Annotated in this window: 11 protein-coding genes; 4 read left to right on the top strand and 7 right to left on the bottom strand. The window is 43.6% G+C overall.

Annotated features, from left to right (window positions below):
• Positions 1 to 55 precede the first annotated feature (55 nt).
• From SPHMEL_RS02340 to SPHMEL_RS02330, 3 genes are all read left to right on the top strand, one after another.
• Entirely contained in the window at positions 56 to 844 is a 789-nt protein-coding gene (locus SPHMEL_RS02340) for a phosphohydrolase (protein WP_042667148.1), read from the top strand.
• Positions 845 to 1,030: 186 nt separating this feature from the next.
• On the top strand, positions 1,031 to 2,281 hold the full coding sequence (locus tag SPHMEL_RS02335) for an asparagine synthetase A (protein ID WP_042667146.1): 1,251 nt from the start codon (positions 1,031 to 1,033) through the stop codon (positions 2,279 to 2,281).
• 105 nt (positions 2,282 to 2,386) lie between these two features.
• Positions 2,387 to 3,652 carry an aminotransferase class V-fold PLP-dependent enzyme gene (locus tag SPHMEL_RS02330; protein ID WP_042667145.1) on the top strand — a complete coding sequence of 422 codons (1,266 nt, stop codon included), beginning with the start codon at positions 2,387 to 2,389 and terminating at the stop codon, positions 3,650 to 3,652.
• Positions 3,653 to 3,730: 78 nt separating this feature from the next.
• Here SPHMEL_RS02330 and SPHMEL_RS07405 read toward each other — a convergent pair whose 3' ends face one another.
• The gene (locus SPHMEL_RS07405) at positions 3,731 to 3,898 is read right to left on the bottom strand and encodes a hypothetical protein (protein ID WP_014767131.1); all 168 of its coding nucleotides are present in this window, start codon (positions 3,896 to 3,898) and stop codon (positions 3,731 to 3,733) included.
• 291 nt (positions 3,899 to 4,189) lie between these two features.
• Complete coding sequence (locus SPHMEL_RS02320; protein WP_042667142.1) at positions 4,190 to 5,590, bottom strand: amidohydrolase family protein; 1,401 nt, start codon at positions 5,588 to 5,590, stop codon at positions 4,190 to 4,192.
• 148 nt (positions 5,591 to 5,738) lie between these two features.
• Here SPHMEL_RS02320 and ade point away from each other — a divergent pair, with 148 nt between their 5' ends.
• Positions 5,739 to 7,499, top strand: a complete 1,761-nt coding sequence (gene ade / locus SPHMEL_RS02315) for an adenine deaminase (protein WP_232216802.1) — start codon at positions 5,739 to 5,741, stop codon at positions 7,497 to 7,499.
• 81 nt (positions 7,500 to 7,580) lie between these two features.
• Here the strand turns inward: ade and SPHMEL_RS02310 are convergent, their stop codons facing one another.
• The 5 genes from SPHMEL_RS02310 to pheS form a co-directional block, all read right to left on the bottom strand.
• On the bottom strand, positions 7,581 to 8,156 hold the full coding sequence (locus SPHMEL_RS02310) for an energy-coupling factor transporter transmembrane component T family protein (protein ID WP_042667139.1): 576 nt from the start codon (positions 8,154 to 8,156) through the stop codon (positions 7,581 to 7,583).
• Positions 8,140 to 8,862, bottom strand: a complete 723-nt coding sequence (locus SPHMEL_RS02305; RefSeq protein WP_042667137.1) for an ABC transporter ATP-binding protein — start codon at positions 8,860 to 8,862, stop codon at positions 8,140 to 8,142. The genes SPHMEL_RS02310 and SPHMEL_RS02305 overlap by 17 nt, the downstream gene beginning before the upstream one ends.
• Positions 8,859 to 9,344: a QueT transporter family protein gene (locus SPHMEL_RS02300; RefSeq protein WP_042667136.1), complete on the bottom strand. Its 486-nt coding sequence runs from the start codon at positions 9,342 to 9,344 to the stop codon at positions 8,859 to 8,861. The genes SPHMEL_RS02305 and SPHMEL_RS02300 overlap by 4 nt, the downstream gene beginning before the upstream one ends.
• A gap of 178 nt (positions 9,345 to 9,522) precedes the next feature.
• Complete coding sequence (locus SPHMEL_RS02295) at positions 9,523 to 10,455, bottom strand: radical SAM protein (protein WP_042667135.1); 933 nt, start codon at positions 10,453 to 10,455, stop codon at positions 9,523 to 9,525.
• Positions 10,456 to 10,472: 17 nt separating this feature from the next.
• Positions 10,473 to 12,035 carry a phenylalanine--tRNA ligase subunit alpha gene (gene pheS, locus SPHMEL_RS02290; protein WP_042667133.1) on the bottom strand — a complete coding sequence of 521 codons (1,563 nt, stop codon included), beginning with the start codon at positions 12,033 to 12,035 and terminating at the stop codon, positions 10,473 to 10,475.
• Between the last annotated feature and the right edge of the window lie 263 nt (positions 12,036 to 12,298).

The raw sequence follows: 12,298 nt of genomic DNA, 5'->3' as shown, positions 1-12,298 counted from the left end.
AATTTATTAAGGGTTTATTTACTATTTACATGGAAACACGGTAAAGGGATAAGTGATGGTTTTAGTTAACCCGAAACTCATCGAATCCATGTTATCTGGAAATCCCTTCCTTAAACAGGCATATACACTATTAGTAAATGATCCAGAGGTTCAGGCATTATGGAACATGGCTAATGTCATGGCTGTAAACCGCTTGAAATATAATGATCATGGATCGGTGCATGCACATATAGCCGCTGGTGCATCACTCTACATATACCAGTTACTTCTCTCCAAAGGAGTTCAGCCTTCCCTATTAAAGGATGGAGTCGTGGATAATATTGAATACACGTGGCTTATACCATTAATCGGATCGTTGCTTCATGATATAGGTAATAGCATCCATAGGGACATGCATGAAAGGATTGGGGCCCTACTGGCTATACCAATCATCGAGAGGGTTCTTGAGAAGTTGATCACGGATCAACTAACCAGGACTAAGTTAAGGCAGGAGATAGCGCATGCAATATATTGTACAAGCTATGACGTAGAATGCCTCACCTATGAGGCTGGATGCGTTAAAGTAGGTGATGGCGTTGATATGGCTGAGGGAAGGGCGAGGGTACCCTATAGGCTCGGAGGTATCTCCATACATAGTGTTTCAGCGCTTAGCATAAAATCCGTTGAAATACTTCCCTCAGAGAGATTCTCTGTAAGAATAAACGTGAATATGACGGAGCGAGCTGGGATATTCCAGGTGGATGAAATACTTATACCAAAGATATCGTCAACACCCTTGAAGAACCATGTGGAGGTCTACACTTTAATGGGGGGATCCGTGGTTAAATCATATACACCCTCTTGATCAATAATGATATATATGTCTTAGTCTGACCCCCCGCCCTGAAGGACGAGAGTTACCTCTTGGACAGTTCATTGGTTCCCACATCTATTCGGGTTTATATCTATAAAGATTTAAAAACCATCCAGAGGATATTATGTGCTCAATAGGTGAAAGGGATGTTATTTAACACGTAGTCTAAAAATCCCTGTGCATAAACTATTCTTAGATGAAGAAATAGCCATATATGCAAGAATAAAACCCCTCGACTCCTCGAGAATCCTTGTAAGAGATGCCACAGGCGAGAAAGAGGTACGAATCCTGGGTGAGAAGGCTAGGGATATTACTTCACTACCATGTGAGTCAACAGTATTAATAACCGGGGTGCTAACTGAGCAGGGATTGAAGGTGAAAGACTTCAAGGTTCTCCACAAACCATTAGAGCCCGCGAAAATATGCGTGGATAACGTACCCTTGGATCCGGCCGAGTATGTGAGAAACTACCCCATATATATTAGACGCCCTGAAATACTACGGGTTGTTAAAACATACTCTATAGTATTGAGGACCATGAGACGTATACTTGATAAGCACGGCTTCACGGAATTGTCAGCCCCAATAATAGGTTATGTAAGCGATCCAGGTCTGCGGGGAGCGGAAAAGGCCATCGTCAAAATATATGGTGAGACATATGAGGTACAAAGTAGTGTCATCATGTATAAACAATTATATGCATCACTACTCGGGAAGATATATTACGTAGCCAGGAACCTTAGAATAGAGCCACCTGAAAACATGTATACTGGGAGACACCTAGTCGAGTTCACTCAAGTGGATGTCGAAGCCTCTATAACCACAGCCAGCGATATGATGAGGCTGGCTGAGGAAACACTATATAAAACAGTGAGATATATGCTTAACCATTACAGCGAGCTCCTAACATACGATCAGGTAGATTTCCTAGAGAAGACTATTACAAAACCACCCTACCCTAGGATAGACTATGACTCAGCACTAGGGTTGTTGGAGAGAAAAGGGTATAGACTTGAACACGGTAAGGAAATAAGCTTCGAGGCCGAGGCAGTACTAGGAGATATGTATGGGACCCCAGTGTGGTTACACGGCTTCCCCACAGTAAGCAGGGGCTTCTATTATATGCCGGATCCCGAGAAACCGGGATATAATATAGACTACAACCTGATTCTACCAGGCCATGCAGGTGAAGTACTGGATGGTGGATGCAGGGAGTATAGGTATGAGAAACTAGTTGAAAGAATAAAGTATCATGGAGAACCACTTGAGAAATACAGGTGGTTCCTCGAGCTGGCTAAAGCGGGGGCAATACAACCCTCATGTGGATGGGGTATGGGTGTCGAGAGACTGGTGAAATACATCCACAGACTTCGACATGTAGCATACGCGTCTCCTCATCCAAGGATCCCGGGGATCATAGGTCCCTAGCTGGTTGAATCATTGTTTTTATAAGTGAAAGCCTCATCCTTTATAACGAGGGAGAATGTCAGCTATATTTAGGGCTATTGTTATGTCATTTAATAGGTGTCATGGATGTTTGACCCGGAGGAAATACGTAAGGATTTCCCCATCCTTAACAGAGAGGTCAACGGTAAGAAGTTGGTCTACTTCGATAACGCCGCGACAACTCAGAAGCCTATCCAGGTGATCAACGCTATCAGAGACTTCTACATGTATCACAACGCTAATGTGCACCGTGGATTCCACACTCTGAGCCAAGAGGCTAGCCAGATGTATGAGGAAGCACATGAGAAGATAGCCAAGTTCATTAACGCCTACTCGTGGAGAGAGATCATTTTCTGTAGTAATACTACCGAGGCATTGAACATAGTTGCCTATGGATGGGGACTATGGAATCTCAGGGAGGGCGATGAGATAATATTAACAGTTATGGATCACCATAGCAGTATGCTTCCATGGAGACTGATAGCAAAGCTCAAGAATGCCAAGGTGAAATATATCGATATAACCAATGATGGATACTTAAAGTATGAACTGCTAGAGGAATTTATCACCGAGAAAACACGCGTAGTAGCCTTCCCTATAGCAAGCAATGTCCTAGGAACGATAAATGATTCACGAAGGATAGCTAGGTTGGCCCATAGTGTTGGGGCAATAGTTGTTGCCGACGGAGCTCAAAGCGTCCCCCATCTCCCGACAAATATAAGGGAGCTTGAAATAGACTTCCTCGCTTTTAGCGGGCATAAAATGCTCGGTCCCACCGGGATAGGTGTCCTATGGGGTAGACAAGAGCTCCTCGAATCAATGCATCCATTTAAAGTCGGTGGAGATACAATCAAGGATGTCACATTGGATAATGTAGTATGGCATGACCTACCATGGAGGTTTGAAGCAGGTACACCTAATATAGCAGGGGGCATTGGATTAGGTGCTGCAGTAGACTACCTGTTGAAAATAGGTATGGAGAATGTGCGTGAACACGAGAAAGCATTAGTTGAATACACATTGAAGAGGCTTGGTGAGATCGAGGATGTGGAATATTATGGTCCACGCAATCCACGCGATAAGACTGGTGTAATAGCATTCAATATAAAGGGGTTAAACCACCACACAGTCGGCTCGGCACTCGACTTATTCGGTATAGCTGTGAGAACTGGAATGCATTGTGCACATCCATTACACTATAGGCTTGGATTAAAGGGTACTGTGAGGGCAAGCTACTATATATATAATACATTAGAAGAAGTGGACTACTTTATCGAGGCCCTGGAGAAAATAGTTTCTCTAAAAGAGTCGCTTAAATCAAAACCACCTACAGAAGTCTGCACTGGTACATAGCTAAAGAATTAGGATTACGAGGTAACGGTAATTAAAAAATAAATAATTTATTTTTATTCCTTAGAGTATTCATCAAGCCTACTTTGCTGGACCAAGGATTCTGGCAAACTTCTTGCCGGAATAGGGGCTGACAGCGAAGGCTATCTTTATCTTGCCCCTCTTGGTCTCCTTCACTACAACCTCATACTGGTCTGTCTCGAAGTACTTCTTCGCCTTTAGATCGAAGAACTTTAGCTTCTCGGGCATTCCCTTTCCCTCCATTCCTTCGTTTACTTTATTTAGTATGTTGCCATATTTAAACTTTATGTTTTGTAAAAACAGTTCCCACTGAACACGTTTATGTTTGATATAAAATATGATTAATAACTATTACTCAATCACTGTTTCCAATCGATATGAATGTATAAAGATTGTGATAAAAATATACCAGTTTTAAACTATTGTTTCAATTAAAAATATTGTGTTATAGTTTATGAATCAGTGATTAAATTTGTCTATTAAGAGTGTACAGAACCCCTTTTGTTTGTATATTGAAGGCTAAACCAGCGGCCATATTACATCAGGCTTCCCACATATCCCGGCACGATTATACAGATTCCAAGCCGCCTTCTCTGCCTCCTCTATTATCTCCTCCTCGTCTAACGTGAGTGTTTTCCTATCAAACATTACTAATCTCCCATCTATAATACTGTGTTTTACATCATGTCCCGAGGCAGCATAAACAATGTGTGAGACAGGGTTGTTTAATGGGTGTAAATGCGGGTTCCAGTAGTCAATCACTATTATATCCGCCCTTTTACCGATCTCTATGCTCCCAGTAATATTACCGATCATTAATGCCCGTGCACCATTTATAGTAGCCATCTCAAGGACCTGCTCAGCCCTTATCGCGTCAGCCCTCAGCGTTCTAAGGGGTTGAAGCAGTGCAGCATGCTTCATCTCCCTTACCAAGTCATACGTGTTATTACTTGGACCACCATCGGTCCCCAAGGCCACGTTAACCCCATTAGACAGCATATCCGAGACCCTGGCTGCCCCACTAGCCAGCTTCATATTGCTTGATGGATTATGGCTGACAGAAGTACCGGTTTCACCGAGAAGCCTTATCTCCTCATCGCTAACCCATACTACGTGCACCAGGACAGCGTTTGACCCTGTTAATCCTAGCCAGTGAGCGAATTCAACCGGTTTTTTACCAAATGTCTTAATGGTGTATTCAACGTCATCTCTTACTTCTGCGAGGTGCATTGTTATACCTGTCTTCAACTCCTTGGCTTTCTCAGAGATTTTTCTATAGAGTTCAAGGCTTACGGCTCCAGGGGTTCTTGGCCCAAACCATATCCATATCCTATTATCCCATCCATGATATTTGCTGTGTAGTCTCAGCGTGTCATTGAAACTAGTGTCCCCTGGCTCAACTAGTCCCTCGTGCAGGATGTTTTCCTCTAATGCATAACCTTTCAAATCCATTACATGTCTAGCAATAGCAGCCCTTATCCCTGAGCCGTGTAGGAATTCCACTATATTATCCACACCATAGCGTCCCACCAGCCCTGTCTCAAGGAAAGCCGTTGTCCCCGATTTAATCATTTCAAGGGTTACTAGTTTAGCTGATGCTAATGCCTCCTCAGGTCTATAGTTACCCTGAAGCGGCCAAACTCTATCCTTCAACCAGGGGATTAGAGGTAGGTAGTCTGCGCATGCCCTTAGCAGACCTTGGGCTAGGTGTACATGCGTGTTGATTAGCCCTGGCATCACTATGTCTCTCTCGGCATTGATTACTATATCTGAGTAATAACGGTAATCCTTGTCAAGCACCTCCCTTTTACCTACAGCTCTGACCTCTCCATCCTCTACTGCTACAGCACCGTCACGAATTATCCTTCTCGAGGAATCCATGGTTATTATCCAGCCGCCTCTAATATATATATCCGCCAAATAGCCCACCCACATAATTGGTTTATTTCATAAAAGTTAATAACCCTGCATAGTGAGAAATACATCAAAAAGGGCTAAAGGTGGTTGATTGCCATCCTACTTCGCGAGTTTTAACCCTGATGAAAGAGCCGAACTAATAAATACGGCGATGGGGCGTACGCCAGCAGACATCGTGGTAACCAATATAAACCTTGTATCCTCAACCACGGGCGAGATACTAGAGGATGCAAGCATAATAATTAAGGGGCGTAGAATAGCTAGGATCGGGGAGATCGCGGATGTCTCGAAATATATATCATCGAGGACCATCGTAATAGATGGAAGGAAAAGGTATGCTGTACCAGGCTTCATAGACCTCCACATACATATCGAATCAACCCTGCTGGATCCAATAGGTTTCTCCAAGATTGCTTTAAAGCATGGCACAACGACTGTGGTTGCCGATCCACATGAAATAGTCAACGTCCTCGGGTTGAAGGGGCTAGAGATATTCACCAAAGTATCCAGGGAGCTACCGCTGAAAATACTCTATGAGGTGCCAAGCTGTGTACCGGCTACAGATCCATCCTATATGCTTGAGACGCCCGGTAATATCGTGTCCTCTAGAGAAGTCAAGGAAGCATTAAACATGGATGGCATCATTGGCTTAGGAGAAGTCATGGACTTCATAAGTGTTGTAAACGCCAACCGGGAAGTATTATCTAAGATACAGGCTGCCAGCGAGAGGAGGATGGTTATCGATGGACACGCACCGCTCCTCAGTGATGAAAAACTAGATGCTTACATCGCGGCTGGAATATTGAGTGACCATGAATCAACCGGCAGCAGGGAGGCCTTAGAGAAGCTCAGACGTGGAATGTATATATTCATCAGGGAGGGGAGTGCATGGAGGGATCTAAAGGCCCTCCTTCCATTGATGAGGGATAGAGATTGTATGCTATGTAGCTTCGTAAGCGATGATATAAATGTCTTCGACTTATTCACGAAGGGTCATATGGATAGAATAATCAACCTAGCAATAGAGTATGGTGTCGATCCCGTTAAAGCGATCCAATACGCCACGATAAATCCAGCGTTGAGACTGCATCTAGAGGATCAGATAGGCTCGATAACCCCTGGGAGACTGGGTGACATAGTGATCACGGAGAGAATAGACCATATAAAACCTGTGACAACCATAGCGAATGGCTCTATAATATACTATGAGGGCGAATTAAAGAAGGTAATAAAGAAAGCCCAATACCCCGAGGAAGCATTAAACACCGTGAAGATAGGAGTGGATCCCTCCTCACTAAGCATCCCTCCACGCATAGAGGTAAGGAAGGGAAGCGTGTTGGCCAACGTAATAGAGGTTACACCAGGCTCAGCCCTCACCAAGTGGAGGATACTAGACGTAGAGGTTTCCGAGCACAAGGTACTCCCAGATCCAAGTAGAGATATAATGTATATAACAGTGATAGACAGGCATAAAGCCACCGGATCTCATAGCAGTGGGCTAATCAAGGGACTGGGCTTTAAGGCAGGGGCAATAGCACAGACAATAGCACATGACACGCATAATTTAATTGTAGCAGGCTGGAGCAAGGAGGACATGATGGTTGCCGTGGAGAGGGTTATGAGGCTTCAGGGTGGAATAGTCATTGTTGACGATGGTAAAATAGTATCTGAAATAGAGTTAAAGCTGGCTGGATTAATGAGTATAAAGGAACCGGATGAGGTATTCAGGGAATACCTTAACATGGTTAACACTTTGAGAACACGCTTCCAACTGGATTTCGAGTCTTTCTTTATGACTCTAGCACTTGTATCTCTGCCAGTAATCCCGGATCTACGTATAACTGATAAAGGCTTAGTTGATGTCATGAAGGGACGGCTAGTACCTCTCGTCGTAGAGGCCTCCAGGAGATAGTTTTAACCCGGGGATATATCTTTTTACCTTATTCATTCTTCATTTAAATCATCTGTTGGAATCCATCTTAGGCAGGATGTACTATTCTATTCCACGAGCTCTTAAAGCCTCTTCTACTTCCTGCAACCTAATTATCGTTAATTTTATCGCATCTATTATTATGACATAGTATTTGAATGGGTTGAAGCCGGGCTCCCATCCACGCGCTATCTTAGAGTCAGCCATTTGCCTCAGCTCCTCGAATATGTTGATGGTTAACGAGTACGCCATATCAAGCCTTATCTTCGATAGCAACCTAAGTAGATCCTCGCGCTTGCTTGTTGAGAAGATAAGCAGTATGGAGAGGATTAGGGAGAACCCATATATATAGAGATTCAAGTGATGCGTGGAGAGATTACCTGCTAGGTATGTTAATAATGCAACAGCCGAGATAGGGGGTATATACATTAAGAGAGCGGAGTAAACTAGTTTCAAAGCTCTTATACTAGCATAGAAGACCACATACATAATGGTGAATAATAAGATGATATAGGGATTATCTAGGACTATGATGGCTATGTTAACAATAAGGAGGATTAGCTTCAATAAGATGAACCACTTCCTATTGAGCCATGTATCCCTATCCTGCAGCATCACTGATTCATATAGTAGTGCCACATGAAATCCTCCTCGGAATTATGCCTGCCCCAAGTAATAGGTCATCGGTTAAATCCCCCCAGTCTCCCTTGAGCAGTCGTCTCCTGCCCCTGTCTATTAATAGAAAAGTATTTGGCTCTAGTGGATCGAGTAGTGAAACAATATGTGTTGTCATAACGATTACCTTACCGTTTTTAACTCCATACCTTATTAGCTCCGCGAGGATGAGATAGCCGTTATAATCTAGATCCGAGAAGGGCTCATCGAGCAACCATACTGGTTGATCTATTGAGAGAACGCTTGCAAGCGCAACCCTCCTAGCCTCTCCCCCGCTTAGTGTGAACGGGTTTCTATTCATTAACTCCATATCCACGAGCCTGTAGAGTATCTCACCATTTACCCGCGCCCCAGTCATCCTCGTGATGAATGATATCTCTCTTTCAACAGTAGCCTCTATGAAGCCGTGGAAAGGATTCTGCCACACATATCCTACAAGCCTTACTGCTTCCCGCCTACGTATGTCATGTATATTTACACTGTTTACCTCTACACTACCCTTCAAAGGCTTTATTATCCCAGCTATCGTCTTCAACAGCGTCGACTTACCACTTCCATTAGCACCGATCAATACGTGGAGCCCAGGGCCTAGAGTGAACTCTGCATCCTCTATTAACGGTTTACCCGGCGAATAACCTATTGATAAATCTACACCTCTCACCTCGTTCACTTAAAAAACACCCTGAGAGACCTATATACTAATCCACCTATGACGCCTATAATGACTAGCTCGCTTATGAAAATATAGAGTATAGTTAGCCCTGGAAGCCCATATATCACTGTTAACTCGTATCCCACTATCACAGCAATAGCTAGAGAGGCAAGTATCGAGGATACGGCAAGCTTTACATAAGTGTTCAGCCTGGTTCTCCCAACCAGGTAAACAATAGTTGAAGCGACTAGATTGGCCAGTGGTCCAAAGACCCAGTCCCATGGTATGAATGGACTCGCTAAATTTCCAAGCAACCCACCTATGGTTAAGCCAACAACCGCGTCTAAACCCATACCAACTATCAACGGCAATATTATCATTGCATCGCTCACCCTAAACTGTAGTTCACCATACGATATGTATCCAAGCATCAGGGTTACAGCAGTATAGACGGACGCTATAATTAACGACCTCGTTATGAACACGGGACTAATCCTCATGAAATCACCGTACCGGGTTTTCAAGGATTATATAAATAACTAACCATTGCTTTTTAAACCATGATTCTATCCCTGGTGCAACAAGGACAAGAACCTTCCCTGATTTCACAGCTCATAAATAACCTGGATTAATTGTTATTAGTGAATTCTTGAGTCATCAGGTGAAGAACTAATAATCCTATAGTATACCCCTATAGAACAATATGTTCTCCCAGACCCTTGTAACAGCTTTTTGTTCATCGACAATATTCTTCACTGCTATAAGCCCGTTTTCACCGTAAACCTGTAATATATCCCTAGTTGACAATGGAAGCCTGAGTATGTGATTATATATTACTTCTAAGAGCCCACTAATCTTAATACTCCTCAATGGAGGTAGATCCATGTTACACGTCGACACATCGAAGCCGTCCTCCTCTAGACGCCTCACGATATCATTTAATACTCGCCGGGATACGGGTTTGAGTTCCTCATTGAATGGGGGTCTCGAGAGGGTTTTGACACGTATCCTGTTAACACCAGTTTTCTTAATACAAGAGGATAGTTCTTGAAGCATCAGGGGATCCGGATATATCTCACTATTCCTCCTATATGCAAGCACCTCTATAATGAGTTTATCTTTCTCGGGAAATGATTGCAACAGGTTAATTAATCCTCCGAACCCATGAAGAGGATACTCACCGATACACCATGGAAAGGCCACTCCAACCTCATCCATTAATTCAGCTGTATTCGTCTCCACCATCCTGTGGAGTGCTAGCCCGCTGGAGTGTAATATTAACGACCCATCTATGCCACGACTACGCATATACTCCCTTAGAACCATTAATAATTCACTGAGGTTCTCAACTAGGAATGGATCGCCGAATCCCCATATCCTGATGCGTTTAACCTCTGCGAGTACATCACCATACTTCTCCAGCACTGATTTAAAGTGATCGATGTTGACTCTTACACCATAACCTTTCCCAACGACTTCTCTAATTGGTAAAGGACAGTACGGGCAGTTCAAAACACACTTGCCCGGGGGGAGAAGGGGATCTATGTTCACTATGTAGCCATAGCATTTACTCGGGTGTATACCGTAGAAGAATGATGTGAAAAACCTCATGAAGACTGAACCCTTACCTAGTATGGGTACTCTACAACCCTTACCTCTCTACCGGTTGTTCTCGACTTAAAGAATGGTAGTCCATTATACTTAATGTTCTCCAACACGTCGAGATCCCTGGTAAATAATAGCCTGATATCGTTTAAGCCCAGCACAGTCATAGCCAGCCTGTCTACACCTATACCCCATGCAACAGCCCTAACACCCGGTGCTCCAAGAATATTCATGACCTCAGGTCGGAAAACACCCCCGGGGAACACCTCAACCCATCCAAGCCTCGGGTGTTTAATATATCCTTCAACACTTGGCTCAGTAAAGGGGAAGTAACCTGGTTTAAACCAGACCTCCTTTATCCCTAAGGCTGCTGCAAGCTCCTTGAAGAAATATAGAAGGTGCTTGAAGTTAACATCCCTGCCCACGATCACCCCATCCAACTGGTGGAACTCCATACTGTGCTTAGCGTCAAGGTTCTCGGGTCTGAAGTTCCTATCTATCGTGAAAACCCTGTACTCACCCTCTCCCCTCTCATATATAGCTCTAGCAGAAACAGCCGTTGTCTGGCTCCTTAAGACTAGTCTTAGAGATCTTTCAGGACTCCACTTATACCTCCATCCTTCTTCATGTATCCTACCAGCCCTCTCAAGGAGCCAAGCAGGTATCTTAGCCCGTAGATCAGTCTTCAGGAAGAATGTATCATGTATCTCCCTAGCCGGGTGATCCTGTGCTTGAAATAGGACGTCGAAATTCCAGAACTCAGCCTCTACATGGGGTCCTTTAACCTCTTCGAAACCCATCGATGTTAGGATATCCCTTAGATCATCTATAAACTCCATAAAGGGGTGCTTTCTAGCCAAAGGTATGGCAGGAGGCTCTATTGAGAGATCGAATTCCTTTATAATGTATTGATCTAGTGTGGGGGTTAGGGCTGGTTTTACTATGGTTAATACCTCTTTTTCCCTTACCAATCCATTCCTATAGAGGTCTAAGAGCTCCGGCATCGGCAATACAGTGATACTCGTCCTATCCCTCAACTCTATTAGATGCCTCCTTCTAAGTAACTCTGTGTCGGAGGGCATCTCGCCCTTATCCCTGATCAACTCGAGTTTCCTCTTAACTTCCTCAGCACTTTTCATCAATTCAATACACTTTTCTTCCTCCCCCTTGGCAACTATGCCATTCAAGACCACCAGGCACTTCGACTTCAAATGGTACTGCAACCCTATCTTTACTATTTCCTCTGGTATACCTGTATGTTCTCTAATGCACTGAATAAACTCATTGAGCGGTTTATTAACACACTTACCGAGCACCCTATACACTTGTTCCTCTGGCATCCCCTTCTCCAGGTAGAAGTATGCCTCACTTGTTAAAACAGGTATTTTCACCGCCTGCTTAAGAATTCTAATTAACTTCCTTCCCTCTAGTTCAGCGAGATCCCTCATCAAATCTTCTGGCCTGCCTTCAATTAATTGAGCAAGAGTATTAATGTCTATGGCCTTCTTCTCCACTAATATAGATACTATTCTATACTGCCTAGGTGATAGAAACACCGGTCTACTCAAGCACTCCTCACCACCCATTGTGAACGTTTAATACACTCACCCTTAAGATGTCAGAGGGTTTAGGTCTGTTCGTCGTTATTTAATTACCTCTAAATATTTTTAATTGCTTTGCCTCGGTATGCTGTTTCTGCTTTCATATAGGTTTACTAGGGTTTACTATCAAAATTCTTTTATTGAAGAATGTAATCACATGTATGAATCTATTCCTGAAGCACTCTGCAAACCCAAGCAGTATACAGGGGGAACGAGGATGAAGGAATGAAACCAGCTTATATAAACCT

Source organism: Desulfurococcus amylolyticus Z-533 (genome assembly GCF_000513855.1).
In the GTDB taxonomy this organism is placed as follows: domain Archaea; phylum Thermoproteota; class Thermoprotei_A; order Sulfolobales; family Desulfurococcaceae; genus Desulfurococcus; species Desulfurococcus amylolyticus.
Note: the sequence above shows the minus strand (reverse complement) of the source record. Positions and strands in the feature narration are given on the sequence as shown.

Excerpts from the sequence above, each read along its gene's own strand:
- SPHMEL_RS02340 (WP_042667148.1), top strand. The coding sequence starts at position 56 with ATGGTTTTAGTTAACCCGAAACTCATCGAATCCATGTTATCTGGAAAT.
- SPHMEL_RS02330 (WP_042667145.1), top strand. The coding sequence starts at position 2,387 with ATGTTTGACCCGGAGGAAATACGTAAGGATTTCCCCATCCTTAACAGA.
- SPHMEL_RS07405 (WP_014767131.1), bottom strand. The coding sequence starts at position 3,898 with ATGCCCGAGAAGCTAAAGTTCTTCGATCTAAAGGCGAAGAAGTACTTC.
- ade (WP_232216802.1), top strand. The coding sequence starts at position 5,739 with ATGGGGCGTACGCCAGCAGACATCGTGGTAACCAATATAAACCTTGTA.
- SPHMEL_RS02300 (WP_042667136.1), bottom strand. The coding sequence starts at position 9,344 with ATGAGGATTAGTCCCGTGTTCATAACGAGGTCGTTAATTATAGCGTCC.
- SPHMEL_RS02295 (WP_042667135.1), bottom strand. The coding sequence starts at position 10,455 with ATGAGGTTTTTCACATCATTCTTCTACGGTATACACCCGAGTAAATGC.
- pheS (WP_042667133.1), bottom strand. The coding sequence starts at position 12,035 with ATGGGTGGTGAGGAGTGCTTGAGTAGACCGGTGTTTCTATCACCTAGG.